This is a genomic window from Streptomyces sp. NPDC104367 (genome assembly GCF_055583825.1).
The window spans coordinates 19,396-43,367 of record NZ_JBVJND010000004.1 but is presented as its reverse complement, the minus strand read 5'-3'; the positions used below and the strand labels follow the sequence as shown (position 1 = coordinate 43,367).

The 23,972-nt window shown below is 73.1% G+C and carries 28 protein-coding genes; 10 read left to right on the top strand and 18 right to left on the bottom strand.

Going from position 1 to position 23,972, the window contains the following annotated elements; all coding sequences use genetic code 11:
- Positions 1-157 precede the first annotated feature (157 nt).
- Positions 158-1,048, bottom strand: a complete 891-nt coding sequence (locus ACZ619_RS07520) for a helix-turn-helix domain-containing protein (protein WP_469595383.1) — start codon at positions 1,046-1,048, stop codon at positions 158-160.
- Between the two features lie 41 nt (positions 1,049-1,089).
- Here ACZ619_RS07520 and ACZ619_RS07515 point away from each other — a divergent pair, with 41 nt between their 5' ends.
- Positions 1,090-1,872: a phytanoyl-CoA dioxygenase family protein gene (locus tag ACZ619_RS07515; protein WP_469595381.1), complete on the top strand. Its 783-nt coding sequence runs from the start codon at positions 1,090-1,092 to the stop codon at positions 1,870-1,872.
- 52 nt (positions 1,873-1,924) lie between these two features.
- Here ACZ619_RS07515 and ACZ619_RS07510 read toward each other — a convergent pair whose 3' ends face one another.
- From ACZ619_RS07510 to ACZ619_RS07500, 3 genes are all read right to left on the bottom strand, one after another.
- Positions 1,925-2,893 carry an aldo/keto reductase gene (locus ACZ619_RS07510; RefSeq protein ID WP_469595378.1) on the bottom strand — a complete coding sequence of 323 codons (969 nt, stop codon included), beginning with the start codon at positions 2,891-2,893 and terminating at the stop codon, positions 1,925-1,927.
- Between the two features lie 95 nt (positions 2,894-2,988).
- Entirely contained in the window at positions 2,989-3,522 is a 534-nt protein-coding gene (locus ACZ619_RS07505) for a flavoprotein (RefSeq protein WP_469595375.1), read from the bottom strand.
- Positions 3,523-3,542: 20 nt separating this feature from the next.
- Positions 3,543-4,001: a nuclear transport factor 2 family protein gene (locus ACZ619_RS07500; RefSeq protein WP_469596031.1), complete on the bottom strand. Its 459-nt coding sequence runs from the start codon at positions 3,999-4,001 to the stop codon at positions 3,543-3,545.
- 85 nt (positions 4,002-4,086) lie between these two features.
- Here ACZ619_RS07500 and ACZ619_RS07495 point away from each other — a divergent pair, with 85 nt between their 5' ends.
- Complete coding sequence (locus tag ACZ619_RS07495) at positions 4,087-4,638, top strand: TetR/AcrR family transcriptional regulator (protein ID WP_469595372.1); 552 nt, start codon at positions 4,087-4,089, stop codon at positions 4,636-4,638.
- Between the two features lie 181 nt (positions 4,639-4,819).
- Here ACZ619_RS07495 and ACZ619_RS07490 read toward each other — a convergent pair whose 3' ends face one another.
- Together ACZ619_RS07490 and ACZ619_RS07485 are read right to left on the bottom strand one after the other, a co-directional pair.
- A complete protein-coding gene (locus ACZ619_RS07490; RefSeq protein ID WP_469595369.1) occupies positions 4,820-5,029 on the bottom strand; it encodes a ferredoxin in 210 nt (69 codons plus the stop codon).
- 12 nt (positions 5,030-5,041) lie between these two features.
- On the bottom strand, positions 5,042-6,280 hold the full coding sequence (locus tag ACZ619_RS07485) for a cytochrome P450 (protein ID WP_469595367.1): 1,239 nt from the start codon (positions 6,278-6,280) through the stop codon (positions 5,042-5,044).
- A gap of 293 nt (positions 6,281-6,573) precedes the next feature.
- On the opposite strand from ACZ619_RS07485, the gene ACZ619_RS07480 reads away from it, so the two are divergent.
- Both ACZ619_RS07480 and ACZ619_RS07475 read left to right on the top strand, forming a co-directional pair.
- Positions 6,574-7,206 carry a LysE family transporter gene (locus tag ACZ619_RS07480; protein ID WP_469595365.1) on the top strand — a complete coding sequence of 211 codons (633 nt, stop codon included), beginning with the start codon at positions 6,574-6,576 and terminating at the stop codon, positions 7,204-7,206.
- Positions 7,207-7,423: 217 nt separating this feature from the next.
- Entirely contained in the window at positions 7,424-7,873 is a 450-nt protein-coding gene (locus ACZ619_RS07475; protein ID WP_469595363.1) for a nitroreductase family deazaflavin-dependent oxidoreductase, read from the top strand.
- 207 nt (positions 7,874-8,080) lie between these two features.
- Here the strand turns inward: ACZ619_RS07475 and ACZ619_RS07470 are convergent, their stop codons facing one another.
- Positions 8,081-8,464: a VOC family protein gene (locus ACZ619_RS07470; protein WP_469595360.1), complete on the bottom strand. Its 384-nt coding sequence runs from the start codon at positions 8,462-8,464 to the stop codon at positions 8,081-8,083.
- Positions 8,465-8,541: 77 nt separating this feature from the next.
- Positions 8,542-9,294, bottom strand: a complete 753-nt coding sequence (locus ACZ619_RS07465; protein WP_469595358.1) for a TetR/AcrR family transcriptional regulator — start codon at positions 9,292-9,294, stop codon at positions 8,542-8,544.
- 264 nt (positions 9,295-9,558) lie between these two features.
- Between ACZ619_RS07465 and ACZ619_RS07460 the strand changes: the two genes are divergently transcribed.
- A complete protein-coding gene (locus tag ACZ619_RS07460) occupies positions 9,559-10,590 on the top strand; it encodes a 7-epi-alpha-eudesmol synthase (RefSeq protein WP_469595356.1) in 1,032 nt (343 codons plus the stop codon).
- Positions 10,591-10,705: 115 nt separating this feature from the next.
- Here ACZ619_RS07460 and ACZ619_RS07455 read toward each other — a convergent pair whose 3' ends face one another.
- The 5 genes from ACZ619_RS07455 to ACZ619_RS07435 are packed head-to-tail and all read right to left on the bottom strand — an operon-like array spanning position 10,706 to position 15,104.
- The gene (locus ACZ619_RS07455; RefSeq protein ID WP_469595354.1) at positions 10,706-11,947 is read right to left on the bottom strand and encodes a cytochrome P450; all 1,242 of its coding nucleotides are present in this window, start codon (positions 11,945-11,947) and stop codon (positions 10,706-10,708) included.
- On the bottom strand, positions 11,944-12,549 hold the full coding sequence (locus tag ACZ619_RS07450; RefSeq protein WP_469595351.1) for a GTP-binding protein: 606 nt from the start codon (positions 12,547-12,549) through the stop codon (positions 11,944-11,946). The genes ACZ619_RS07455 and ACZ619_RS07450 overlap by 4 nt, the downstream gene beginning before the upstream one ends.
- Positions 12,530-12,901 carry a DUF742 domain-containing protein gene (locus tag ACZ619_RS07445; protein ID WP_469595350.1) on the bottom strand — a complete coding sequence of 124 codons (372 nt, stop codon included), beginning with the start codon at positions 12,899-12,901 and terminating at the stop codon, positions 12,530-12,532. Before ACZ619_RS07445 ends, ACZ619_RS07450 begins: the two co-directional genes overlap by 20 nt.
- A complete protein-coding gene (locus tag ACZ619_RS07440) occupies positions 12,898-13,311 on the bottom strand; it encodes a roadblock/LC7 domain-containing protein (RefSeq protein ID WP_469595348.1) in 414 nt (137 codons plus the stop codon). Before ACZ619_RS07440 ends, ACZ619_RS07445 begins: the two co-directional genes overlap by 4 nt.
- On the bottom strand, positions 13,308-15,104 hold the full coding sequence (locus ACZ619_RS07435; RefSeq protein ID WP_469595346.1) for an ATP-binding protein: 1,797 nt from the start codon (positions 15,102-15,104) through the stop codon (positions 13,308-13,310). Before ACZ619_RS07435 ends, ACZ619_RS07440 begins: the two co-directional genes overlap by 4 nt.
- Before the next feature lie 346 nt (positions 15,105-15,450).
- Between ACZ619_RS07435 and ACZ619_RS07430 the strand changes: the two genes are divergently transcribed.
- Both ACZ619_RS07430 and ACZ619_RS07425 read left to right on the top strand, forming a co-directional pair.
- Positions 15,451-15,813 carry a DUF1304 domain-containing protein gene (locus tag ACZ619_RS07430; RefSeq protein ID WP_469595344.1) on the top strand — a complete coding sequence of 121 codons (363 nt, stop codon included), beginning with the start codon at positions 15,451-15,453 and terminating at the stop codon, positions 15,811-15,813.
- Positions 15,810-16,376 (top strand): TetR/AcrR family transcriptional regulator, encoded by a 567-nt coding sequence (locus tag ACZ619_RS07425; protein WP_469595342.1) that lies wholly within the window; start codon positions 15,810-15,812, stop codon positions 16,374-16,376. Before ACZ619_RS07430 ends, ACZ619_RS07425 begins: the two co-directional genes overlap by 4 nt.
- Positions 16,377-16,382: 6 nt before the next feature.
- Here ACZ619_RS07425 and ACZ619_RS07420 read toward each other — a convergent pair whose 3' ends face one another.
- Complete coding sequence (locus tag ACZ619_RS07420; RefSeq protein WP_469595339.1) at positions 16,383-17,237, bottom strand: hypothetical protein; 855 nt, start codon at positions 17,235-17,237, stop codon at positions 16,383-16,385.
- A 60-nt stretch (positions 17,238-17,297) separates the two neighbouring features.
- Positions 17,298-18,254, bottom strand: a complete 957-nt coding sequence (locus ACZ619_RS07415) for a GlxA family transcriptional regulator (RefSeq protein WP_469595337.1) — start codon at positions 18,252-18,254, stop codon at positions 17,298-17,300.
- A 70-nt stretch (positions 18,255-18,324) separates the two neighbouring features.
- On the opposite strand from ACZ619_RS07415, the gene ACZ619_RS07410 reads away from it, so the two are divergent.
- Positions 18,325-19,275, top strand: a complete 951-nt coding sequence (locus ACZ619_RS07410) for an NADP-dependent oxidoreductase (RefSeq protein ID WP_469595334.1) — start codon at positions 18,325-18,327, stop codon at positions 19,273-19,275.
- Positions 19,276-19,642: 367 nt separating this feature from the next.
- On the top strand, positions 19,643-20,035 hold the full coding sequence (locus ACZ619_RS07405; protein ID WP_469595332.1) for an anti-sigma factor antagonist: 393 nt from the start codon (positions 19,643-19,645) through the stop codon (positions 20,033-20,035).
- Between the two features lie 37 nt (positions 20,036-20,072).
- On the opposite strand, the gene tuf is transcribed toward ACZ619_RS07405, so the two are convergent.
- From tuf to ACZ619_RS07390, 3 genes are all read right to left on the bottom strand, one after another.
- Positions 20,073-21,266 carry an elongation factor Tu gene (gene tuf / locus ACZ619_RS07400; protein ID WP_469596029.1) on the bottom strand — a complete coding sequence of 398 codons (1,194 nt, stop codon included), beginning with the start codon at positions 21,264-21,266 and terminating at the stop codon, positions 20,073-20,075.
- A 66-nt stretch (positions 21,267-21,332) separates the two neighbouring features.
- Positions 21,333-22,286, bottom strand: a complete 954-nt coding sequence (locus tag ACZ619_RS07395; RefSeq protein ID WP_469595330.1) for a ribose-phosphate diphosphokinase — start codon at positions 22,284-22,286, stop codon at positions 21,333-21,335.
- Between the two features lie 59 nt (positions 22,287-22,345).
- The gene (locus tag ACZ619_RS07390; protein ID WP_469595328.1) at positions 22,346-23,059 is read right to left on the bottom strand and encodes an SDR family NAD(P)-dependent oxidoreductase; all 714 of its coding nucleotides are present in this window, start codon (positions 23,057-23,059) and stop codon (positions 22,346-22,348) included.
- Between the two features lie 75 nt (positions 23,060-23,134).
- Between ACZ619_RS07390 and ACZ619_RS07385 the strand changes: the two genes are divergently transcribed.
- On the top strand, positions 23,135-23,971 hold the full coding sequence (locus ACZ619_RS07385; RefSeq protein WP_469595326.1) for a helix-turn-helix transcriptional regulator: 837 nt from the start codon (positions 23,135-23,137) through the stop codon (positions 23,969-23,971).
- Position 23,972: the final 1 nt, after the last annotated feature.

The window sequence follows — 23,972 nt, the reverse complement described above, 5'->3', positions numbered from 1 at the left end:
TCAATGGCGGAGTTCGAGCCGTGTCGCCGTATCGACATCGCAATTGGCGGGGAGATTCGGCACGGGCGGCCGTGGTCCGGTTGTCAACCATTGAACCACGGCCCTACCTGCGGGGGCCGCGCGGGCTTCGGCGTCCGTGAACCAATGGGCGGGGAAATCATGGGCGTTCACCGGTGCGGTAGGCGCCGGGCGGGACACCGTATCTTTCGCGGAAAACCCGGTTGAAGTGGAACGGGCTGGGAAATCCGGACGCGGCGGCGACACGCCGGACGGTCAGGTCGGTGCTCTCCAGCAGCCGCACGGCGTGTCGCAGCCGCGCCTCACGCAGCGCGCGCATCGGCGGCACGCCGGTCTGCCGGGTGAAGAGGTGGGCGAACCGGGACGGCGACAGCGCGACACGCGCGGCGAGCGAGCCGACCGTGTGCGGGGCGCCCGGGTCGGCGGCGATCAGTTCTTCGGCCCGGCGTATCCGCCCGTCCCCTGCGTCCGCGCCGGGCCGCGCGCGACGGGCCCCGGCGGTCGCGAGCAGGACCACCTCCTCCAGCCCGCACAGCGCCAACTCCCGCGCGACACTGTCACATGCGACGACCACCGGGGCGTCGCCCGACGCGGAGGCCGGCGCGGCGGTGGTCCCGTGGGAGTCGGTGAGTACGCGGTGGAACGCGTCGTCGATTCTGCGGTGGGTGCCGGCCGGGACGTCGGCCCGGTACACGCCGTCGCCCAGGGCGCAGGGGGCCAGCCACTGGACCCAGCCGGGGCGGGCCCGGCAGTGCGTCCACCAGAACTCCCAGCGGTCCGCGCCCGGTTCGACGGTGTAGCTGTGCGGGACACCCGGGGCGAGGACGACGAGGCCGCCCGGTGCGGCGTGGGCCCGGGCCGCGCCCTGCCGGACCAGTCCGCGGCCCGCGGTGGTCCAGACGAAGAGCCAGCTGCGCGATCCCTGCGGACGGTTGACGCGGTAGCCCGGTCCCTGGCGGTAGCGGCCGGTGACGACCATGCCCGGCGGCGGGGCGGGCGCAGCAGTCCCGGGCAGTTCCTCGGCGTTCATGGGCATCCTCTCCGTCGCCGCGTCGGCCTAGCGTGACGGGCATGACGGTCACAGGCATCGACAGCACCATCCTGCGGGAGTTCGAGGAGGACGGCTTCGCCGTCGTACGCGGGCTGTTCGGACACGACGAGATCGGCAGGCTGCGCGCGGAGTTCGCGGCGCTGCACGCGGCGGGGCGGCCGGTGCCCGGGCACTTCACGCCCGGTCCGACCGCGGATCCGCTGCACCGGTATCCACGGGTGATGCAGCCCCACGAATTCCTGCCGACGGCACGGGAGTTCCTGCTCGACGCGCGCCTGCGGGTGATCCTGGAGGGGCTGTTCGGGGAGGAGGTGCTGGCGGCGCAGAGCATGTTCTACTTCAAGCCGCCGGGAGCCCGGGGGCAGGCGCTGCACCAGGACAACTTCTATCTGCGGGTGGAGCCGGGGACGTGTGTCGCCGCGTGGGTCGCCTGCGAGGCGATCGACCGGGAGAACGGCGGCCTGGAGGTGGTGCCGGGCACGCACCGGGCGGACCTCTTCTGCCCGGAGGAGTCGGACGCGGAGCTGTCGTTCGCGCGGGAGTACGTGGCACCGCCGAAGGGGCTGACGGCGGTGCCGGTCGACCTGGCGCCGGGGGACGTGCTGTTCTTCAACGGGAGCCTGGTGCACGGGTCGCAGCCGAACCGCTCCGCCACGCGGTTCCGCCGGTCGTTCATCGGGCACTACGTGGGGCGGTCGGCGGTGCGGATCGGCGGGTACTACCGGACGTTGACGATGTCCGGGGACCGTGTCCCGCTGCCCGAGAGCGAGGGGGCCGGTCCGTGCGGGACGGAGCGGTGGTGATCCGCTCCCGCCGGGGCGCGGGGCGGTGGTGCTCCGCCCCGCCGGGGCGCGGTCAGTGGCCGGAGACCGGGTGCGGGCCGTAGGGCTGCCGGAGTTCCTCCAACTCCTTGTCGCTGAGCTCCAGTTCCACGGCCGCGACGGCGTCTTCGAGGTGGCCGGGCCTGGACGCGCCCACGATCGGGGCGGTCACCGTGTCCTGGTGCAGGAGCCAGGACAGGGCCACCTGGGCCCGGGGGACGCCGCGGTCCCCGGCGATGCGGGTGACCGCCTCGACGACGGCGCGGTCGCCCTCCTGGTAGAGGCGGTTGCCGAAGTCGTCGGTCGCGCTGCGTCCGGTGACGGTGCCCCAGTCCCGGGTGAGGCGGCCCCGGGCCAGCGGGCTCCACGGCAGCACGCCCACGCCCTGGTCGGCGCAGAGCGGGAGCATCTCGCGCTCCTCCTCGCGGTAGAGGAGGTTGTAGTGGTTCTGCATCGAGACGAACGTGGTCCAGCCGCCCAGCTGGGCCGTGTACTGGGCCTTGGAGAACTCCCAGGCGTACATCGAACTCGCCCCGATGTAGCGGGCCTTGCCCGCCCTGACGACGTCGTGCAGCGCCTCCATGGTCTCCTCGACCGGCGTGGTGTGGTCGAAGCGGTGGATCTGGTAGAGGTCGACGTAGTCGGTGCCGAGGCGGCTCAGGCTGCGGTCGATCTCGGAGAGGATCGCCTTGCGGGAGAGGCCGCCGCCGTTGGGGCCGGGGCGCATCCGGCCGTGCACCTTGGTGGCGAGGACGATCTCGTCGCGGCGGGCGAAGTCGCCGAGCGCCCTGCCGACGATCTCCTCGCTGGTGCCGTCGGAGTAGACGTTGGCGGTGTCGAAGAAGTTGACGCCCGCCTCCAGCGCCTGCCGGATCAGCGGGCGGGACGCCTCCTCGTCGAGGGTCCACTCGTGGGTGCCCCGGTCGGGCAGGCCGTAGGTCATGCAGCCGAGGCAGATCCGGGACACGTCCAGACCCGTGCGGCCGAGCTTCACGTACTCCATCGTCGTCTCCCGCCGTCGAGATCACGTCGTACTCGGGGCGAGCCTACGTCGGCCGGCGCCGGGTCCGGCGTCCCGGCGGCGGGGGCCGGGGCGTGTCAGTCCCGCCCCAGCAGGTCCAGGGCCCGTTCCCAGCCGAACTCGGGCCGCCGGCCGTCGGCTTCGGGCTCGCCGGTGTACGGGGCGCCGAAGCGGACGCCGAGCCCGCGCAGCCGGGTCAGGCTCTCCCGGTAGGCCGGGTGGGCGGCCAGCGCGTCGGCGACGCAAGGCAGGACGGCGATCGGGACGCCCAGACCGAGGGCCTCGCACAGGGTGCCCACGGCGAGGGTGTCGGCGAATCCGGCCGCCCACTTGTTGACGGTGTTGAAGGTGGCGGGGGCGACGACCACCGCGTCCGGCGGCGGGAAGGGGCGCGGATCGGCGGGCCGGCGCCAGGCCGAGCGGACCGGGTGCCCGGTGCGGGCCTCGGCTCCGGCGGTGTCGAAGAAGCCGTTCACGGCGACGGGCGTGGCGATGACCCCGACCTCCCAGCCGCGCTCCTGGGCCGCGGTGACGAGGTGGCCGACGCCCGCGGCGATGCCGGCCGCGCAGACGACGAGGTAGAGGAAGGGCTTGCGGGGCTCATCGGTCATCCGGGAACCCTATGCGGGCGCTAGCGCAGCGGGAACGACAGGCCTCGCTCGGACGCCGGGCGCGGGCCGCGGATGCGGCGCTCGTGCTCCTCGATCGGCACGTCGTCGATGCTCGCCTCGCGGCGGCTCATCAGCCCGTGCCCGTCGAACTCCCACAGCTCGTTGCCGTACGACCGCCACCACCGGCCGTCCGCGTCGTGGCACTCGTACTGGAAGCGGACCGCGATGCGGTTGCCGTCGAAGGCCCAGAGGTCCTTGCGGAGCGCGTAGTCCAGCTCGCGGGCCCATTTGGCGGTGAGGAACGCGACGATCCCGGCGCGGCCGGTGACGAAGGTGTCGCGGTTGCGCCAGACCGAGTCCTCGGAGTAGGCGAGCGCCACCCGCTCCGGGTCGCGGGTGTTCCAGGCGTCCTCGGCGGCCTGCACCTTCAGGGCGGCGGTCTCGCGGGTGAAGGGCGGCAGCGGCGGGCGGTCGGCCATGGTCTCCTCCTCGAACGGAGAACGCACGTTCTCCGGGTCGCTGCTAACGTAGGAGAACGCACGTTCTCTCGTCAAGGAGTGGTGGATGGACAGCGCGGTCGCGCGGGAGCGGGCCCTGGACGCGGCCGAGCGGCTGTTCTACGGCCGCGGGGTGCAGTCCGTCGGCATGGACGACATACGCGGCGCCTCGGGGGTCTCCCTCAAGCGGCTCTACCAGCTCTTCCCGGCGAAGGAGCGGCTCGTGGTCGCCTATCTGGAGCGGCGGGACGTGCGCTGGCGGCAGCGGCTCGCCGAGCACGTCGAACGGCACGAGGATCCGCGGGAGCGGCCGCTCGCCGTGTTCGACTGGCTGGCGGGGTGGTTCGCCGAGGAGGACTTCCGGGGGTGCGCGTGGATCAACGCGTACGGCGAACTCGGGGCCGGCTCCGAGCACGTGGTGGCCGAGGTACGGCGCCACAAGCGGGCCTTCCGCGACTACCTCGCGGGCCTGCTGCGCGACGCCGGGCTGGACACGGCGCTCACCGGGCCGCTGTTCCTGCTGGCCGAGGGGGCGATGGTCACCGCGGGCGTCACCGGAACCCCCGAGCCCGCCGCCGAGGCCCGTACGGCCGCCGGAGCGCTGCTGCGCACGGGGTGAGGCCGGGCAGGGCGGCGGCCCGGGCGCGCCGCTCGGGCCGCTCGGTTCCCGCGTGGTGCGCCCCGCGGCCCCGCCGCCGGGTGTGGCGGCGGGTGCCGGGAGCGACGGTGCCGGTGGTACTGGTGCTGGTGGTGTCGGTGCTGGTGGTGTCGGTGCTGGTGCTGGAGGTACCGGCGGTCCGCTAGGCGCCCCGTTCCGTCGGTTCCTTGACGGTGATGGCGTGCACCGGGCAGGCGCGGGCGGCCTCCCGGACCAGCGGGTCGCCGCCGCCGTCCTCCTTGCCGGGGAGCAGGGTGCTGAAGCCGTCGTCGTCCTGGGTGAAGACGTTCGGCGCGGTCAGGGCGCACTGTCCCGCGCCGATGCAGACGTCTCGGTCGATCTCGATGTGCATGGCAGGAGCCTCTTACCAGGTCACGGGGAGTTCCAGCATCCCCTGGATCGTGTCGCCGGGTTTGAAGGGGATCTCCTCGGGCGGGGCGGCCAGCCTCAGCTCCGGCAGCCGCCGCCACAGGGTGCCCAGGGCGATCTCCAGCTCGGCGCGGGCCAGGTTCTGCCCCAGGCACTGGTGGATGCCGAAGCCGAAGCCCACGTGGTGGCGGGCCGGGCGGTGCCAGTCGAGCGTGTCGGGGTCGTCGTAGACGGCCTCGTCGCGGTTGATGACCGAGGTCAGGAAGAGCATGCCGTCGCCCGCGCGGACGGTCACGCCGGCCACCTCGATGTCCTCGGTGACGACCCGCAGCATGCCTTCGGCGATCGACAGCACCCGCATCAGTTCCTCGACGACGGCGGGCAGCAGCGCGGGGTCGGTGCGCAGTTCGGCCAGCCGGCCGGGGTTCTGGAGCAGGGTGAAGGTGCCGAGCGAGATCATGTTGGCGGTCGTCTCGTGGCCGGCGACCAGCAGGATCATCGCCAGCGAGAGGACCTCGGAGCGGTCCAGCTCGCCGTCGCGCAGCCGCTGGTGCACGAGTTCGTCGAGGACTGCGTCGCCGGGGACGGCGTCCTGCTGCTTGCTGTCGACCAGGTCGCCCAGGTAGGCCTCCAGTTCGGTGCGGGCGGCCACGGAGTCCTCGGCCGTCGGACCGCGCAGCAGCCGGCGGGACTGCGCCTCGAAGAACTCGTGGTCGGCGTACGGGACGCCGAGCAGATCGCAGATGACCATGGAGGGCACGGGCAGCGCGAAGGCGCTCACCAGGTCGGCGGGCGGCCCCTGGGCGATCATCGTGTCGAGCAGCCCGTCGACGATCCGCTGGATGGACGGCCGCAGCCGGGTCGCGCGTTTGACGGTGAAGGCCGGGATCATCATCCGGCGCTGGATCTGGTGCTCGGGGTCGTCGAGGCCCAGCAGCGCGACCCGGCGGTCGCGGACCCCGGCGGCGCGGGCGGTCGGCATCGGGAAGTCGGGCCGTCGGCGGTCGCTGGACAGCCGCGGGTCGGAGAGCAGCGCCCGGGCCAGGCCGTGGCCGGTGACCACCCAGACGGGGCGCCCGTCGAAGAAGGTGACACGGGACAGCGGCCGCGCGTCGCGCAGCGGGTCGTAGCCGGCGGGCGGGTGGTAGGGGCACGTGCGGTCCTGCGGCCAGGCCACGGGGTCGGCCCGGTGGGCAGGGGTCGTGCGTTCCGTCAGGTCCGTCAGTTCGTTCATGGAAGACCTCGCAGACGAATGTCGTACGTCGTGCCGATCTTCATTAGATGCCCGGGGCACCTATGGGGCGACCGCAAGTTCAGCCAGATCGGTGAATCCGGGGTTCTGGCCGAACCGCGCGCGGTCGGCGGACGGTTCCGCGCCGAAATTCGCTTGCCGGGACGGCACCACGGGCCGGAGGATCCGCGCATGACCACTCCTCACACCCTTGCGCCGCTGCCCTCCGCGACCGTCGGTGCGGTGCGGGTCCAGCAGCAGCCGGGGCGCCCCTGGAGGCCCGAGCCCGCACGCCGGTGACGGCCGCGCTCGTCGCCGGCCTGCTTGCCGGGTACGGCATCGCCGTCCCGGTCGGCGCGGTCGGCACATATCTAGTGTCCCTCACCGCCCGCACCTCCCTGCGCACCGGCGCCTGCGCCGCGCTCGGGGTCGCGACCGCCGACGGTCTCTACGCCCTGCTGGCCGTGGTCGGCGGCGCCGCGCTCACGGCGGCGCTGCTGCCGGTGCTCGGGCCGCTGCGCTGGGCCTCGGTCCTGGTCCTGGTCGCGCTCGCCGTGCACGGTGCGGCCCTCGCGCTGTCCCGCTACCGGGAGCGGCGGCCGGCGGTCCGCGTCGAGCGGCCGGTACCCGGCCCCGGACGGGCGTATCTCGGCCTCCTCGGCATCACGCTGCTCAACCCCACCACCGTCGTCTACTTCGCGGCCCTGGTGGTCGGCAGCCGGGCCGGCGCGGCGGTGCGGTGGCCGCAGCAGGGTGTCTTCGTGCTGGCCGCGTTCGCCGCGTCCGCGAGCTGGCAGCTGCTGCTGGCGGGCGGCGGCGCGCTCCTCGGGCGGGGCCTGACCGGGCACCGCGGACGCCTGGTCACAGCGCTGCTGTCGAGCTGCGTGATGCTGGGGCTCGCGGCCCGTACGGCGCTGTCACCGGGCTGACGCGCGGCGCGCGGACGGGGGACGGGGGCACGGGCCGCGGCGCGACCGTCCTCGTGAACGCGGGCCGCTGCGGCCGCCTCCGCCCCGGAGGGCGAGGTGCGGGGCGGACCTGGCTTGATCGGGACGTGGGAGGGGGTCGCGTCGTGCGGATGATCCGGAGGGCTCCCGGTGTTGAATCGTGGCGTCAGTGACGGACACGACGGAGGAGACGGACCTCATGCCTCTGCAGGGCGAGTACGAGCCCAGCCCGACCCAGTGGGTGCGCGACCAGGTCGAGTTGTACGAGAGCTCGGGCGGGACGAAGGGCACGACGCTGATGGACACCGGGATGCCCGTCATCCTGCTGACCACGCTGGGGGTGAAGAGCGGGAAGATCCGCAAGACGCCGCTGATGCGGGTGGAGCACGACGGCACGTACGCCGTGGTGGCCTCGCAGGGCGGCGCGCCGAGGAATCCGGTCTGGTACTTCAACGTCAGGTCGGAGCCGCACGTGGAGCTCCAGGACGGCCCGGTCAAGCAGGACATGACGGCCCGTGAGGTCACCGGTGCGGAGAAGGCGCAGTGGTGGGAGCGCGCCGTCGCCGCGTACCCGCCCTACGCCGAGTACCAGGAGAAGACGTCCCGGGAGATCCCGGTCTTCGTGCTGGAGCCGCAGCGGGGGAACTGACGGTTCCGGGAATCCATTCCGGCCGGGAACCGTCGGAATTTAGAAAAATCTGTTTCCGGGAGGCATGAACCGCCTCCGGCCCGGGCAGCCGAAGTTCAGGCCCCGCCGCGTTCCCCCGTCGCGGCGGGGCTTTCCGTCGCCTCGTGCACACCAGGACCCCCTCGCCCCGGGCCGCGAGCAGGGACCGGAAGGGCGGCCCTGACCGGGTCAGCCCGCCGCCGGCCGGAACAGACGCAGCGTGAACGGGTGTCCGGCCGGGTCGGAGAAGCCGCGTTCCTCGTACGGGCCGGCCGGGTCCCGGGTCTCGATCGGCAGCCCGCCGAGGCCGACCACCCTGCGCTCCGCCTCGTCCAGGTCATCGACCAGGAGGACGAGATGGGTCTGGAGGGAGTTCTCGGGGCGCGGCCAGCTCGGCGGGGTCGGGACGCCGTCGCGCCGGAAGGCGATCCGGATGCCGTCGGCACCGCGCACCTCCACCAGGTCCGTCGAGGTCTCGCCCGGCTCGCCGTCCAGCAACTGCCGGTAGAAATAGGCGAGTTTCTCGGGCTCGGCGCAGTCGAGCACCACGACGGCCGCTTTCACCAGTGCCATGCTTCCTCCTCGGGACGGTCCTCGGGATCCACCGAACGACCACGGCTTCCCGGTCCGTCTGTCCCCGATCGGCGGATTCAGTCGGCCGGCCGCCCCATCCCGTCCGGCCCCGGAACTCCCCCGGCCGCGCGGACCTCCGCGAGCCGGGCGCCGGCCGCCGTCAGCAGCAGGTCAAGGGCCGCCGGATAGGAGCTGCCCCGCATGGTGGCGACGAGGTGGCGGGCGGTGGCCGCGATGTTCGGGTGGGTGGTGGCCGGCAGCCGGGCGTAGGTGGCCCGCCACACGTCCGCCTCGGCCGCGCGGGCGGGCTTCGGCAGGGCGGTGCTGGCGGAGTCGAGGGCGCCGTGGGCGAGGGCCTGGTCGACGAAGGCGTGGTAGACGCGGACGGCCTCTGTGTCCGGGAAGCCGACGCCCCGGAGCACGCCGAGCACGGTCTCGACGGCCTGGATCTCGTTGGCCCGTCCGGTGACCCGGTGGGCGCTGAGCACCGCCGCCCTCGGGTGGGCCAGGGCGCCCGCGTGCATGCGCAGGCCCAGTTCGCGCAGGTCGGTGCGCCAGTCGCCGGTGGGCCGCCAGCTGCGCAGGGTGCGGCCGATCAGCTCGTCGGCGACGGCCAGCATCAGGTCGTCGGTGTGGCGGAAGTAGCGGTAGAGGGAGCTGGGGTCGGCGCCCAGGGCGCGGCCGAGCCGGCGTACGGAGAGGGCCTCGGTGCCGTGCTCCTCGATCAGCCGCATCGCGGTCTCGACGATCAGCTCCTCCGAGAGGACCACCCCCTGTTTGGTGGGGCGTCTGCGCTGCCGGGCGGCGGCCGGGACGACTCGTTCACTCATGGCGGCTCCTTCCTGAGGCCGCACCTTAGGACAACACCGTTGACCTGTGAAGCGCGGGGCGGGAGTGTACCCGCCCCAGGAGATGTGAGCAGTAACACACGTCACCGCCGGGCCGGGCGTAGATCATTTACGCTGGGGCAGCCTCGAATAAATTCACGGCTCAACTTTCGCGCCAGGAAGCCCGGTTCGAGTGCGCGGGCGGTCGGGAGACCGCCCGTTCGCAGGGGCGGGGGGCTCTGCGTTCCGCCTCCCGAAAGGACACACATGCCTCAGGACGTCACCTTCGACCTGCCCTTCGACACCCCTGTCAGCGAGCATCTGGAGTACGCCCGGGCGCGGCATCTGCGCTGGATCTGGGACATGGACCTGGTGCGCAGCAAAGCGGGGTTCGAGGAGTACAAGTCGTGGGACCTGCCGCAGGCGGCCGCCCGGACCTACCCGCACGCCTCGGCCGAGGACATGGTCGTCCTGATGAACTGGTTCTCACTGGCCTTCCTGTTCGACGACCAGTTCGACGCCACCCGGCCCGACCGTGCCGACCGGATCGCGGAGGTCGCCCGCGAACTGATCGTCACCCCGCTGCGCCCGCCCGGCATGCGGCCCCGGGTGTCCTGCCCGATCACGCTGGCCTGGGCGGAGGTCTGGCAGCACCTCTCGGATGGCATGTCCCTGACCTGGCGGACCCGGTTCGCGGCCTCCTGGGGGCGGTTCCTGGTCGCGCACTGCGAGGAGGTCGACCTGGCGGCACGGGGTCTGGCCGGGACCCTCGGCCTCGACGAGTACGCGGTCTTCCGGCGCCGTACCGTCGGCATCCACCACAGCATCGACGCCGGCGAGCGCAGCCGCCGCTTCGAGGTGCCGGCGCAGGTGCAGGCGCATCCGCTGATGGAGCGGATGCGTGATCTGGCCGCGGACACCATCGGGTTCATGAACGACGTGCACTCCTTCGAACGCGAGCGGCGCCGCGGCGACGGCCACAACCTGATAGCCGTGCTGCACCGGGAGCGGGGCGGCTCCTGGGAGGACGCCCTGCGGGAGGCGTGCCGGATGACGAACGCCTGTCTCGCCGAGTACGTCGAACTGGAGGCCCGGGTACCGGGGATGTGCGACGAGCTGGGTCTCGACGAGGAGCAGCGGGACGGCGTGCGGATGGGGGTGGAGGCCATCCAGCACTGGATCAACGGCAACTACGTGTGGGGACTGTCCTCGGGCCGCTACGCGGCGGCCAAGGAGGGTCCGGCGGCCGCGGCCGAACAGGCCGGCCAGGGGTCGGTGGACGACCTGCTGGCGGTGTAGGCGAGGACGGCGGGGGCGTCCCCCCGGACGCCCCCGCCGCCGGACCGGCCGCCCGGACCGCGCAGGCCACTCGGACCGCCGAGACCGCTGAGACCACTCAGGCCGCCGAGACCGCTCAGGCCGCGAACTCGACCGGCAGGCTGTCCAGCCGGGACTCCCAGGTGGACGCCGTCGAGGTGAGTTCACCGGCCGGGACCGCGAGGTACAGCCCGGGCAGCCGGTGCAGCAGCACATCCACGGCCGTCTCGATGATCCCCTGCCCGATGTTCTGCCCCGGGCACTCGTGCGGCCCGGCGCTGAAGGCCAGGTGGGAGTGGTTGCCGGCGACGGAGGCCGCGATGTCCGGGCGGATCACCGGGTCCAGGTTGCCGGCGGCGAGGCCGAGGAGCAGCATGTCGCCCTCCTTGACCGGGCGTCCCCCGAGTTCCAGGTCGGAGGTGGCGAACCGGCCCGGCAGCACCGCCAGCGGCGGGGTGTTCCACATGACCTCGCCCACCACGGAGGAGATGTTCAGCTGCCCGCTGACCAGCCCGGAGCGCAGTTCGCCGTCGGTGAGGACCACCTCCAGCACCCGGGCCAGCAGGTTGCTGGTGGTGGTGTGGGCGGTGATCAGCACCAGCCGCAGATGCTGGACGATCTCGTCCTCGTCCAGGCCCGCGTGGTGGCCGATCAGCCCCGTCGCGAAGTCCGAGCCGGGCTCCGACCGCTTGCGGGCGGCGAGTTCGGCGAGGATCGCCACGATCTTCTCGTTGTGCGCGAGGGCGTCCGCGCCGCCCTTGATGACCTGGGCGCTGGACTCGGCGAGGCTGCGCCCCTCGCTCTCGGCCAGTCCGAAGAGCCGGGTGAGCACGAGCATCGGCAGGTACTCGGCGAAGTCCGTGACCAGGTCGGCCCGGCCGGTCGCGGCGAAGGCGTCGATCTGCTTGTGGGCGAAGTGCGTGGCGTGGCGGCGGATCCCCCGGCCGGCCACGGCCAGCAGGTTGTCGGTGACCGCGGCGCGCAGCCGGCGGTGCGGTTCGCCGTCCTGGGAGACGCAGTCGGGGCGCCAGCCCACCATCTGGATCAGCGGGGAGGTCTCGTCGACCCGTCCCTCCCGCCAGTCCCGCCAGATCCGGGAGTCACGGCTGAACTGGAGCGGGTTGTCGAGCACCCGCCGGTTCTCCCGGTAGCCCAGCACCAGCCAGGCGGGCACGTCGCCCTCCACCAGGATCGGGGCTACTGAGCCGTACTCCGCGCGCAGCCGCTCGTAGATGCCGTGCGGGTTGCGCTCCGCGTCCGGACCGTAGAGCCGGGTGGTCCCGGCGCCGTGGGCAACCGGGCAGCCGCCGGAGCCGTCCGGCCCGTTCGACGCGTTCATCGGGACTCCAGGGCGACGGCCGAGCGCTCCCGCAGGTGCTTGATGAGCGCGACGAGCACGTCACGGCTGGAGGACCGGTCGCGGGCGTCGCAGGCCACGACCGGGATGTGCGGGGAGAGGTCGAGGGCGTCCCGGATCTCCTCTACGGGGTGCTCCCTGGAGTCGGGGAAGACGTTGAGGGCGATGACGAACGGCACGTTCTGCCGTTCCATCTCCTCGATCGCCCGGAAGCTGGACGCCAGCCGGCGGGTGTCCACCAGGACGACCGCGCCGAGCGCGCCCTTGAACAGCCCGTTCCACAGGAACCAGAACCGCTCCTGGCCCGGGGTGCCGAACAGGTACAGCATCAGGCTGCCGTTGAGGCTGATCTTGCCGAAGTCGAGACTGACCGTGGTCTCGGCCTTGTCCGTGACGCCGATGAGGTGGTCGACGCCGGCGCTCGCCTCGGTGAGCGTCTCCTCGGTGGTGAGCGGCTTGATGTCGCTGACGGAGCGGACCATGGTGGTCTTCCCGGTGCCGAAGCCGCCGGCGATCATCACCTTGACCGAGCGGGCCTCCCCGGTGCCGGGGGCGTCCGTATGGTCAAAGCCTTTCCAGTCCACTGAGTACCTCCTGGAGGAGCGCGAGGTCGGGTCCGCGCCCGGCGTGGTGCGCCGGAATGGGGTCACGGGCTTCGATACGGCCCGCGTCCAGCAGATCCGCCAAGAGCACCGCGAGAATGTTGAAGGGCAGTCCGAGGTGGGCGCCGAGTTCGGCCACCGACAGCGGATCGCGACAGCGCCGGAGTATCTCCTCGTGCTCGTGCTGCATGCCCGGGGCGGGCGCGCCGCGGGAGACGACGAGGGTCGCCACGTCGAGACTCGACGCCGACCCGGCCGGTCCGCTGCGCCCCCCGGTGAGGACGTAATAGCGCTCCAGACCGGACGGGTCCGTGGGCCGGCGGGGAGCACTCATCCAGAGTGCTCCTCCTCCAGGCGCCGAGAGGTACCGAGCAGTTCGCCCATCCGCCGGGACAGGTCCCTCATCTGGTGCCCGAGAAGCCCCTGGTCGAGTCCCTCGCGGGCGAGGACACCGAGATACGTCTCCACACCGGCCCGTACGACGAAGAGGTGACCGCCGTCGACCTCGATCATCGCGAGCCGCAACTGCCCCGCGTAGCGCGGGAACTGCTCCGCCACCGGCTGGGCCAGGGCCTGCAGTCCCGCCACCACGGCCGCGAAGCGGTCCACGTCGTCGGGGTCGTCGGCGCCGAAGGAGGTGATGGCCTTGCCGTCGCTGGAGGCCACGAGGGCGAAGCGGATCTCCGGGATGCTCTCCACCAGATCGCGGAGCGCCCAGCTCACGTCGGTTCCCTGTTGCGTCATGTGGACTTGTCGCTCTCTTCAGTGCGGTGCTCGGTGAACTCGTGCCCGGTGGCGGCGTCATCGGCACCAGCCGGCGGCGCGGGTGTCACCTCTTCTTCGTCTTCGGCTCCGGCCGGCCCGGCCCCGCCGTGCGCCGGGTCGCCGGCCGCGGGAGCGCGGCCCGCGGTGGCGAAGGCGGCGAGGCCCGCGAAGGACGCCTCCGGGGGCACGGCGGTGAACACGGCGCCCCCGGCGGGGGCGGTGCGCTCGGACTGCCCCTCCGCGGTGCGCTCGGGCTGCCCCTCGGCGGGGCGCCGGCTGCGCCTGCGGGGCAGGCCGCCGACGGTGGTGTCCGGGGTGTCGCCGGACTCCTGCCGGGTGCCCGGTTCACCGGCCACCCGGCCGGGCGGCAGCGCGACGGGAGCGGTGGCGGGGGCGGCCACGGGCAGCGGGCTGAAGAACTTGTGCGGGACCACGACGACCACCGAGGTGCCGAGCCAGGGCGAGTCCGCGAAGGTGACGCGGATGCCGTAGCGGCGGGCGAGGACACCGACGACGCGCAGGCCGATGGTGGCGTCCTCGGAGATGCCGCCGAGGCCCGGCCCTGCCGTGGCCCCGGCGAGGCTCTGCTCGGCCTCGCGCTTCTTCTCCTCGCTCAGGCCCTTGCCGGAGTCCTGGATCTCGATGCCGACACCGTTCGGCACCTCCTTGCCGGAGACGATCACCGGCTCGGTGGGCGGAGAGTAGCGGGCCGCGTTGTCCAGCAGCTGGGCGAAGATCAGCGTGAGGTGGTCCACCAGGCCGCCGTCGACGCCGAGTTCGGGCAGGTGCCGGACCTCGACGCGGTGGAAGTCCTTGATCCGGCCGATGCCGCCGCGCACCACGCTGAGCAGCCGCTGCGGCTCCTGCCACTGACGGCCCGGACGGTCCGAGCCGCCGAGCACGCCGATGCTGGCGGCGAGCGAGTCGGCGGGGCCGAGTTCCTGGTCGAGTTCCATCAGACCGCGGGCCACCGCGGGCAGCCGGCCGTGCTCGCCCTGCATCTCGTGCAGGCGGCCGCGCAGCTTGCTGGTCAGGACGTGGATGCGGTTGCCGATGCTGATGACGGCCTGTTCGGCGGAGGTGGAGCGGTCGAACTCCGCCTCCACCTCGATCAGGGAGACGCGCAGGATGCGCCGGAGCGCGGCCTGGAGTTCCTGGTCGACCTCGGCGCACTGTCCGGTCGCGGGCAGCAGGTCGTCGATGGCGTCGCCGTCGCGCAGCCGGCGCAGCGCCTCGGGGAGCTGTTCGTCGGCGAGCCGGACGACCGCGGCCCGTTCGTGTGCGGCCAGTTCCCGGCGGATCTCGGCCTGGTCGGCGAGCTGGGTCTCGTAGGACTTCGCCTGGTCGGCGAGCCGGTCCTCGTACGCCCTCGCCTGCTCGCCGAGTCGGGCGTCGTAGTGGGCGCTCTGCTCGCCGAGGCGGCTGTCGAACGCGGCCGACTGCTCGGTCAGCTGTTCCTCAAGCGTGCCGCGCTCGGCGGTGAACTTCCGCTCCAGAGTGGCCATATGACGCTGCCACTGCTGGGAGTGCTCGGCCTGGGAGGTGCGGAACTCCCCGGCGCTGCTGCGTAGTTGGCGCTGGGAGCGGATCAGCAGCCGTACGCAGAAGGAGCTCGCCACCGTGGCCGCGGCACCGGCCACGGCCGTGGTTATTCGCTCGGAACTCATGAAAGTGGCGGCGACCGTACCTCCCCCTAAGGCCAGCGGCATCAGCCACCAGCCGTACCAGGCGACAGGGGGCCGCACCGCCGAGGGCGGAGTGGCGAGTTCCATCTGCATCCTTCGGAGCAACACAATCGAACAGCGACGAACAGGGGCGGCGTGCGAAGGCCGCACGGACGGGTACGCACGGCGGGACGGGCCCACCTTGGGCGCGTCAACTCGCTGTGACGGAATGGAGCTTATCGGGTTTGGACCCGAAAGGATCAACCTCGCGGCCTGCGGAAGTGAGGGTTCCGTCACCGTCCGCCAGTTTTGACCAAATCAACAAATACCCATACGCGCCATGCGACTTGCCGACCCACCGCCCGCCACGGCGCCCGATTTCGGTGGTGACATCCTGGACACTCGTCTAGCTATAATGGACACCCGTCCAAGACGTGGAGAGGATCTGTAGATCATGGAAATCCTGGCCGGTGTGCTGGTCGCCCTGGTGGCCGCGCTGCACGTGTACATCCTGGTGATGGAGATGTTCCTGTGGCAGAGGACGCCGGGGATGCGCTTCCACGGCTTCGACGCGGACATGGCCCGGCGCACCGCGCCGCTGGCGGCCAACCAGGGCCTCTACAACGGCTTCCTGGCGGCCGGCCTGGTCTGGGGACTGGTCGCGGCGGACCCGACGGGCTTCGGCGCCCGGGTCTTCTTCCTCTGCTGCGTGGTGGTCGCCGGCGTCTACGGCGCGGCCACCGCCAACCGGCGGATCCTGTTCGCGCAGGCGCTGCCCGGTGCGATCGCCCTGGCCGCCGTCCTCGCCGCCCGATGACCGGCCGCCCGGCCGCCGAGGACCCGCGCGCGGCCCGCACCCGGGCGCGGCTGCGGGCGGCCCTGTTCGAGGAGTGCGCCGAGCGGCCCCTCGCCGAGGTCGGGGTGGCCGCCCTGGTACGGCGGGCCGGGGTGGGCCGGGCCACGTTCTACGTCCACTACGACGGCCTGGAGGCGCTGGCGGTCGACGCCTGCGCGGACGTCGTACGGGACGCCGTGGACGCGCTGCACGCCTGGCGGGGGCGGCCCGATCCGGTGCACGCGCCGCCCGCGCTGCTGGAGTTCTTCGCGGGGCTGGCCCCGCACGCGGCCCTGTACCGGGAGTTGCTCGCCCCGGGCGGCGGCGGACCGCTGGGCCGGGTGCTGCACCGGGACCTGCGGGCCCGCAGCCTGGCCGAGCGGGAGCTGGCCGGGGCGGCGGACGCCCCGCTGGTGGCCTCCGCGGTGGCCGCGACCTTCGCCGGGGTGCTGGCCGACTGGCTGCACGGCCTGCTGGACGCCGGCCCCGATCAAGTCGCCCACCAGGTATGGCAGTTGCTGGTCGCCCTGCACATGAGCCGCTGACCGGGCTCAGGCGCAGGCGAAGGGCCGCCACTCCCTCGGCCATGCCTCCGTCCCGTGGGAGGTGCGGACGTAGGCCGTGTCGCCGTCCTCGGACAGCCACAGCCGCCAGTGGCCGAAGCGGTATCCGGTGTCGTGCGCGTCGGCGGGCAGCGTGGCGTCGGCGTCGTAGCGTCCGGTGAGCGAGGCGCTGTCGGCGAGGACGCCCTTCGGGTCGCGGACGTAGATCCGGCTGCCGAGGGACAGGAAGTGCGCGGACTGCCAGCCGCAGTGCTCGGGGCCCGTATCGCTGTTGACCTTCGCGACCGGTACCCGGCGGCCGCTCGCGTCCGTCCAGACGTCGGGCCAGCCGGGTCCCGACGTGACCTTCGCCGGGAGTTCGGCGGGGTCGCAGGAGGCGTCGGTCTCCGGCCCCCAACCGGGCCTGCCCTTCTGGTCCTCGGCGACCACCACGGCCACCCGGGTGCGGCCGGCGACGTCGTAGGAGTACAGCACCCGGTTCTTCTCCCGGCGCTCCACCCGGTAGCCGACCCGCGGCACCTGCGGGTCGAACATGTCGAAGAGGAGGCGCAGGCCGTCCTCGGGCGAGTCGCCGCCGTCGGAGGCGTTCCAGCCGTCGGGGCCGCTCCCCCGGTAGATCTCCCCGTCGCACTCCAGCGCCCGGCCCGCCGCGCCGGAGGCGGTGCGCATGCCCTGCGGGGTGCTCTCGTCCGTCTCCCTGGCGGGAAGGTGCAGCGACCCGCGGTACGGCGTCGCCGGGGGCGTCCCCTCGACCACCGGGTCCGGCCCGCTCCCGCCGCAGCCCGCCGCGACCGCCACCACCGCGGCCGCCGTCACCGTCCTCGCCACCGCTCCTGCGCGCATGTCCGCCCCTGTTCCTCCGCCGTTGTCGCGCTCCTTCGACGCCGGGCGGGTCCCGAACGTTCAGCGGGCCGCCTGGAAGGTGCGCCGGTACGCCTGCGGGGACACCCCGATGGCCGCCCGCAGGTGCTGGCGGAGGGAGGCGCCGGTGGCGAAGCCGACCTCGCCCGCGATGCGGTCCACGGACAGGTCGCTGGCCTCCAGCAGGTGCCGGGCACGGGCCACCCGCTGCTGGATCAGCCAGCGGCCGGGGCTGAGCCCGACCTCCTCCTGGAAACGGCGGATGAAGGTGCGCAGGCTCATCCCGGCGTGGCCCGCCAGGTCGGTCAGCCGGAGCGGCTCGTCCAGGTGCTCCAGGGCCCAGGCGCGGGTGGCCGCGGTGCTCGCGGCCCCGCTCTCGGGGACCGGCTGTTCGATGTACTGCGCCTGGCCGCCGTCCCGGAACGGGGGGACGACACAGCAGCGGGCGACGGAGTTCGCCAGTTCGGCGCCGTGGTCGGTGCGCACGATGTGCAGGCAGACGTCGACCCCGGCGGCGGCGCCCGCGGAGGTGAGGACACGGCCGTCGTGGACGAAGAGCACGTCCGGGTCGAGGTCGACCCGCGGGTACTCGGCGCGGAAGCGGTCGGCGAGGTGCCAGTGGGTGGTGGCCCGGCGCCCGTCGAGGAGGCCGGCCGCGGCCAGCACGAAGGCGGCCGTGCAGATGGAGACGATCCGCGTGTCCGGGCGGATCCGGCCGAGCGCCCCGGCCAGGTCGCCGGAGATCTTGGTGGGGATGCGCGCGGGCAGCACGGAGGGGATCACGACGGTGTCCGCGGTCTCCAGCAGTTCGGGGCCGTGGTCGACGACGACGGCGAAGTCCGCGCTGGTGCGCACCGGGCGGCCGTCGACCGAGCAGGTCAGTACCTCGTAGCGGCCGTCGGCGGCGCCGAGGATGCGGCTGGGGATGCCCAGCTCGAAGGGGTAGACGCCGTCGAGGGCGAGGACGACGACCCGTTCCGTACTGCCGGTGGCACGCATGACACGATCCTATCGAAGCTTGGCAATCATGCCATTTCCCGGGCGGGTGCGGCCCGGCAGGCTGGGGACCATGAGCGATGCGAACACGATGCGTGCGGTGAGCCAGGACGTCCTGGGCGGTCCCGAGGTGCTGAAGGTGATCGACGTGGAGCGGCCGAGGCCGCGCCCCAACGAGGTGCTGGTCCGGGTGCGGGCGGCCGGGCTCAACCCGACCGACTGGAAGCACCGGGAGTTCGGGGCCTTCCTGGGCCGGCCGCCCTTCGTCCTCGGCTGGGACGTCTCCGGGACCGTCGAGGAGACCGGGGTCGGCGTGGCCGCCTTCGGCCCCGGTGACGAGGTGTTCGGCATGGTGCCGTACCCGTTCGGCCACGGCACGCACGCCGAGTACGTGATCGCGCCCGCCCGGGCCCTGGTGCCGAAGCCGGCCGTGATCGACCACGTCCAGGCGGGCGCGCTGCCGCTGGTCTCGCTGACGGCCTGGCAGGCGCTGGTGGAGTACGCCGACGTGCGTCCCGGGCAGCGGGTGCTGGTGCACGCGGCGGCGGGCGGGGTCGGGCATGTGGCGGTGCAGATCGCCAAGGCGCGCGGGGCGTACGTGATCGGCACGGCGAGCGCGGCCAAGCACGGCTTCCTGCGGGAGATCGGGGTGGACGAGCCGGTCGACTACCGGTCGGTGGACGTCACCGAGGCGGTGCGGGACGTCGACGTGGTCCTGGACACGCTCGGCGGCGACACCGCGACGGCCTCGCTGCGGGTGCTGCGGCCGGGCGGAATCCTGGTGTCGATCCTGCCGGTGGGCGGGCCCGGGCTGTACGAGGAGGCCGAGCGGCGCGGGGTGCGGGCGGTGCGGATGCTGGTGGACGCCGACCGGGCCGGGATGCGGGCGCTCGCGGGGCTGGTGGAGGAGGGCAGGCTGCGGGCGACGGTCGCGGGGACCTTCCCGCTGGCCGATGCCGCCAAGGCGCACGAGCTGGGCGGCACCGGCCGGACCACGGGGAAGCTGGTCCTGGTGACGGACTGACACCGCCGGGGCCCGGAAGGCGGGCACGGGCCCGATCACCCCGCCCGGGCCCGAGTCCCGCACGGCGCGGCGCCGGCTCCGCCCGGGCCGCGCCGGGCCTCTTCGGGCCCGCTCTCCGGCCTCTCCTGCCGCTTCGAGGCGTTCGGCAACCCGCCCGACGGCGACGGCCAAGGCGTGGCAGGCCCTGTTCCAGCCCGCCGGTACCGCTCCCACGTGCCGTTTCCCCGACTGTCGCGCACGCCACAGAAAATGGCCTGCCGAAGCGGCAGACATATGTCAATCGAACATGCTCAAATTCCCTCCATCGAGGGTAACTTGCAGGGCGGGGAACGGAATTGAACCGGCACGGGTGGGAGGTGATGCGATCGTGCGCCAGGACTCCCGACAGGAACCCGCGCCGCTCACCAGGCACCTGCGCGTCCATCAGGAACGCGGGTACACGGTCCTGGAGTTCCGCGGCGAGATCGACATCGCGGCGGCGACGGAGATCGCGCCCTACCTGGACGTGGTGACCGCCCGGTCGGGCGCCCGGGTGGTGATCGACCTGCTGCCGGTCGACTTCTTCGACTGCTCGGGGCTGCGGCTGCTGTACCGGGCGCGCAGCCGGGTGCTGGAGCGCGACGGCCGGCTCCAGCTGGTCTGCGCGCACCCGCTGACGCTGCGCGTGCTCAAGGTGACCGGGCTGTCGCAGCTGCTTCCGCCGAAGGCGACCCTGGAGGCGGCCCTGGGCCGGCCGGGAGCCACCTCCGGAACCCTGTGACGGACGGCGCGACGCCGCGGAGATCATCACAAGCGCGCTAGGCGAGGATCCTCGTCACCTGGCCGGCGCCGACCGTGCGGCCGCCCTCGCGGATCGCGAACTTCAGTCCCTCCTCCATCGCGATCGGCTGGATCAGCCGCACGTGGACGGTGGTGTTGTCGCCCGGCATCACCATCTCGGTGCCCGGCGGCAGGGTGACGACCCCGGTGACGTCGGTGGTGCGGAAGTAGAACTGGGGCCGGTAGTTCTCGAAGAACGGGGTGTGCCGGCCGCCCTCGTCCTTGGAGAGGATGTAGGCCCGCGCCTCGAACTCCGTGTGCGGGGCGACCGATCCGGGCCGGACGACGACCTGGCCGCGCTCGACCTCGTCGCGTTTGACGCCGCGCAGCAGCAGGCCGACGTTCTCGCCGGCCCGGCCCTCGTCGAGCAGCTTGCGGAACATCTCGACCCCGGTGACGGTGGTCCTGGTCCTGCGCTGGTGGATGCCGATCACCTCGACCTCGCTGTTGACCCGCAGCACACCGCGCTCGATCCGGCCGGTGACGACGGTGCCACGGCCGGTGATGGTGAAGACGTCCTCGATCGGCATCAGGAACGGCCGGTCCACGTCCCTCACCGGCTCCGGCACGAACTCGTCCACGGCGTCGAGGAGTTCGAACAGGGCGGCGGTCCACCCGGGGTCGCCCTCCAGGGCCCTGAGCGCGGAGACCCGGACCACCGGGAGGTCGTCGCCGGGGAACTCGTACTCGGTGAGCAGCTCGCGCACCTCCAGCTCCACGAGTTCCAGGATCTCCTCGTCGTCGACCATGTCGGTCTTGTTCAGGGCGACGACGATGTACGGCACGCCCACCTGGCGGGCCAGCAGCACGTGTTCCTTGGTCTGCGGCATCGGCCCGTCGGTGGCCGCGACCACCAGGATCGCCCCGTCCATCTGGGCGGCCCCGGTGATCATGTTCTTGATGTAGTCGGCGTGGCCCGGGCAGTCGACGTGCGCGTAGTGCCGGCGCTCGGTCTGGTACTCGACGTGCGCGATGGAGATGGTGATGCCGCGCTGCCGCTCCTCGGGCGCCTTGTCGATCTGGTCGAACGGGGTGAAGGGGTTGAGCTGCGGGAACCTGTCGTGCAGCACCTTGGTGATGGCCGCGGTGAGTGTCGTCTTGCCGTGGTCGATGTGCCCGATGGTGCCGATGTTCACATGCGGTTTCGTCCGCTCGAACCTGGCCTTCGCCACTGGGGGCCTCCCGTCCGCCTCGGTGCCGCCGAGCGCGCTCACGGCGCCACAACTCCTCCTTCCTGTCTAGAGGTTGCGGGGCTCGTCGAACAGGGCGCTCACCGACTCGCCGTTGTGAATCCGGCGTACGGCCTCGGCCAGCGCCGGGGCGATGGACAGGATCCGCAGCTTGTCGGTGTGCTCCTCGACGGGCACCGGCACGGTGTTGGTGCAGACGATCTCCAGCACGTCGGGCTGCTCGCTCAACCGCTTCAGCGCCCCGGCCGCGAACAGCCCGTGCGTGCACGCCAGCCGGATCGACCGCGGCCCCGACTCCCGCAGCCGGTCGAGCAGTTCGAGGACCGTGCTGCCCCCCGCGATCTCGTCGTCGAGCACGATGACGTCCCGCCCGGCCACGTCGCCGATCACCGAGCTGATGGTCACCCGGTCGTCCGCGAACCGCTGCTTGGCCCCGGCCGCCACCTGGGCGCCGATCAGCCGGGCGAAAGCGGCGGCCTCCTTGGCGTTGCCGAGGTCGGGCGAGACGACGGTGGTGCGGGTCAGGTCGTAGCGCCGGAAGTGCGCCGCCAGTTCCCGCAGCGCGTGCAGATGGTCGACCGGCACCGAGAAGAAACCGTGCACCTGCGGGGCGTGCAGGGTCATCGCGAGGACCCGGCTCGCGCCCGCCGCCACCATGAGGTCGGCGACCAGCCGGCCGCCCAGCGAGATGCGCGGGGCGTCCTTCTTGTCGGAGCGGGCGTAGGAGTAGTGCGGCATGACGACGGTGATCCGGCCGGCCGAGGCGCCCCGGGCCGCGTCGCACATCAGCAGCAGCTCCACCAGGTGCTCCTGCACCGGCCGGACCAGGGGCTGCACCAGGAAGACGTCCCGCTCCCGGCAGTTGGCCTGCAGCTGCACCTCCAGGCAGTCGTTGGCGAACCGGCTGACCCGGGTCGGGCTGAGCGGCACCCCGAGGTGCGCGCAGACCTCCTCGGCCAGCTCGGGGTGGGCGCTGCCGCTGAAGACGGCGATGTCTCGCACGATCCGCTCCTCGCATGATCATCACGGGCTACGGCCTCATGCTACGGACCGTGCGGCGCTCACCACGGCACGAGTGTGCCGTCCCAGGAGAAGAACCCGCCGGTCGGCCCGTCGTCGGACAGCAGGGCCAGCCGTACGGCGCCGCGCGCGGCCTCGGCCGGATCCCCGCCCCCGGTGATCCCGGGGACCAGGCCGGTGGCCCGCCGTCCCGGGGCGAGGGCGTTCACCTTGATCCCGGCCCCGGCCAGTTCCTGGGCGTAGAGCACGGTCAGCGCGTTGAGCGCGGCCTTGGAGGAGCGGTAGGCGGCGGACCTGGGGTTGCCGTGGGTGAACTGCGGATTGGGGTGGGTGCTCCAGTCGAGGGACGCGGTGCCGCTGGAGACGTTGACGATCCGGGCGCGGGCGGAGCGGCGCAGGGCGGGCAGGAAGGCGTTGGTGACCGTGACGACGCCGAAGACGTTGGTCTCGTAGGTCCGCCGGAGGTCCTCGACGCCGGTCTCGGTGGGCGGGCCGGTGACCGGCTGGACGCCCGCGTTGTTGACCAGGACGTCCAGGCTGCCGACCCGGCGGGCGGCCCGTTCGACGGTGCCGGGGTCGGTGACGTCGAGGACGAGCGGCCGCGCGCCGCCGCCGATCTCCGCGACGGCCCGTGCCCCGCGTTCCGCGTCCCGGGAACCCACGTACACGCCGAAGCCCTCCTCCGCGAGGAGGCGGGCGATGTGCAGGCCGATACCGGTGTTGGCACCGGTGACGAGTGCTGTGCGATCGTTCATGGCAGCAACGGTTCCCTGGCCGCGGCCGTCCTGCCAGGGACCACCTGTACCAGGCGGGCCGGGAGGCGGGGCAGCATGGCGCGGCAGGAACTGGCCCGCTTCCTGCGGGAACGCCGGGCGGGGCTGCGTCCGCGGGCGGTGGGCCTGGCGCCGGGGACCGCCCCGCGCCGCACGCCCGGCCTGCGGCGCGAGGAGGTCGCGCAGCTGGCCCACATCTCCGTCGACTACTACACGCGCCTGGAACAGGCCCGCGGCCCGCGCCCCTCGGCGGGTGTCCTGGACGCCCTGGCCGGGGCCCTGCGGCTGGCCCCCGCCGAGCGCAGCCACCTCTTCCGGCTGGCCGGCGCGGCCGCCCCGCCGCCCGGCACCGCCGCGCCCCGGCAGGTGCGCCCGCACGTGGCCGCGCTGCTGGAGCGGCTGCCCGGCACTGCCGCGATCGTCACCGACGCGGCCTACGGGGTGGTGGCCTGGAACCCGCCGGCCCAGCTGCTGTTCGGCGGGGATCTGGGGCAGGGCACGACCAGCCTGGCGCGGCGGCGCTTCCTGGGCCAGGGGCGGATGTACGAGAGCTCGGGCGCCGAGGAGTTCGGCCACGTCGTGGTGGCCCGGCTGCGCCGTGCCGCCGACCGCTATCCGCACGACCGGCGGCTCGACGCCCTGCTCGGTGAACTGCGGGCGGGCAGCGAGGAGTTCCGGCAGCTCTGGGCGACCCGTCCGGTGCACGCCCCGGGGCACCGGGCCAAGGTCCTGGACCATCCGGAGCTGGGGCGGCTGCGGCTGAACTGCGACGTCCTCCTCGTGCCCGAGGACGACCAGGAGGTCGTCCTCGTCACGGCGGACCCCGGTTCGCCGTCGGCCCGCCGGATCACGGAGCTGGCCGCGCGGGCCCGGACCCGGCCCGGTGGCGGCTGAC

What these genes read in the sequence shown, in the direction of transcription:
- ACZ619_RS07420 (WP_469595339.1), bottom strand. Translation starts at nt 17,237, where the DNA reads ATGCGCGCAGGAGCGGTGGCGAGGACGGTGACGGCGGCCGCGGTGGTG.
- ACZ619_RS07470 (WP_469595360.1), bottom strand. Translation starts at nt 8,464, where the DNA reads ATGGCACTGGTGAAAGCGGCCGTCGTGGTGCTCGACTGCGCCGAGCCC.
- ACZ619_RS07465 (WP_469595358.1), bottom strand. Translation starts at nt 9,294, where the DNA reads ATGAGTGAACGAGTCGTCCCGGCCGCCGCCCGGCAGCGCAGACGCCCC.
- ACZ619_RS07385 (WP_469595326.1), top strand. Translation starts at nt 23,135, where the DNA reads ATGGCGCGGCAGGAACTGGCCCGCTTCCTGCGGGAACGCCGGGCGGGG.
- ACZ619_RS07460 (WP_469595356.1), top strand. Translation starts at nt 9,559, where the DNA reads ATGCCTCAGGACGTCACCTTCGACCTGCCCTTCGACACCCCTGTCAGC.
- ACZ619_RS07425 (WP_469595342.1), top strand. Translation starts at nt 15,810, where the DNA reads ATGACCGGCCGCCCGGCCGCCGAGGACCCGCGCGCGGCCCGCACCCGG.
- ACZ619_RS07485 (WP_469595367.1), bottom strand. Translation starts at nt 6,280, where the DNA reads ATGAACGAACTGACGGACCTGACGGAACGCACGACCCCTGCCCACCGG.
- ACZ619_RS07430 (WP_469595344.1), top strand. Translation starts at nt 15,451, where the DNA reads ATGGAAATCCTGGCCGGTGTGCTGGTCGCCCTGGTGGCCGCGCTGCAC.
- ACZ619_RS07445 (WP_469595350.1), bottom strand. Translation starts at nt 12,901, where the DNA reads ATGAGTGCTCCCCGCCGGCCCACGGACCCGTCCGGTCTGGAGCGCTAT.
- ACZ619_RS07510 (WP_469595378.1), bottom strand. Translation starts at nt 2,893, where the DNA reads ATGGAGTACGTGAAGCTCGGCCGCACGGGTCTGGACGTGTCCCGGATC.
- ACZ619_RS07500 (WP_469596031.1), bottom strand. Translation starts at nt 4,001, where the DNA reads ATGGCCGACCGCCCGCCGCTGCCGCCCTTCACCCGCGAGACCGCCGCC.
- ACZ619_RS07390 (WP_469595328.1), bottom strand. Translation starts at nt 23,059, where the DNA reads ATGAACGATCGCACAGCACTCGTCACCGGTGCCAACACCGGTATCGGC.
- ACZ619_RS07440 (WP_469595348.1), bottom strand. Translation starts at nt 13,311, where the DNA reads ATGACGCAACAGGGAACCGACGTGAGCTGGGCGCTCCGCGATCTGGTG.
- ACZ619_RS07495 (WP_469595372.1), top strand. Translation starts at nt 4,087, where the DNA reads ATGGACAGCGCGGTCGCGCGGGAGCGGGCCCTGGACGCGGCCGAGCGG.
- ACZ619_RS07505 (WP_469595375.1), bottom strand. Translation starts at nt 3,522, where the DNA reads ATGACCGATGAGCCCCGCAAGCCCTTCCTCTACCTCGTCGTCTGCGCG.
- ACZ619_RS07520 (WP_469595383.1), bottom strand. Translation starts at nt 1,048, where the DNA reads ATGAACGCCGAGGAACTGCCCGGGACTGCTGCGCCCGCCCCGCCGCCG.
- ACZ619_RS07415 (WP_469595337.1), bottom strand. Translation starts at nt 18,254, where the DNA reads ATGCGTGCCACCGGCAGTACGGAACGGGTCGTCGTCCTCGCCCTCGAC.
- ACZ619_RS07490 (WP_469595369.1), bottom strand. Translation starts at nt 5,029, where the DNA reads ATGCACATCGAGATCGACCGAGACGTCTGCATCGGCGCGGGACAGTGC.
- ACZ619_RS07515 (WP_469595381.1), top strand. Translation starts at nt 1,090, where the DNA reads ATGACGGTCACAGGCATCGACAGCACCATCCTGCGGGAGTTCGAGGAG.
- ACZ619_RS07410 (WP_469595334.1), top strand. Translation starts at nt 18,325, where the DNA reads ATGAGCGATGCGAACACGATGCGTGCGGTGAGCCAGGACGTCCTGGGC.
- ACZ619_RS07455 (WP_469595354.1), bottom strand. Translation starts at nt 11,947, where the DNA reads ATGAACGCGTCGAACGGGCCGGACGGCTCCGGCGGCTGCCCGGTTGCC.
- ACZ619_RS07435 (WP_469595346.1), bottom strand. Translation starts at nt 15,104, where the DNA reads ATGGAACTCGCCACTCCGCCCTCGGCGGTGCGGCCCCCTGTCGCCTGG.
- ACZ619_RS07475 (WP_469595363.1), top strand. Translation starts at nt 7,424, where the DNA reads ATGCCTCTGCAGGGCGAGTACGAGCCCAGCCCGACCCAGTGGGTGCGC.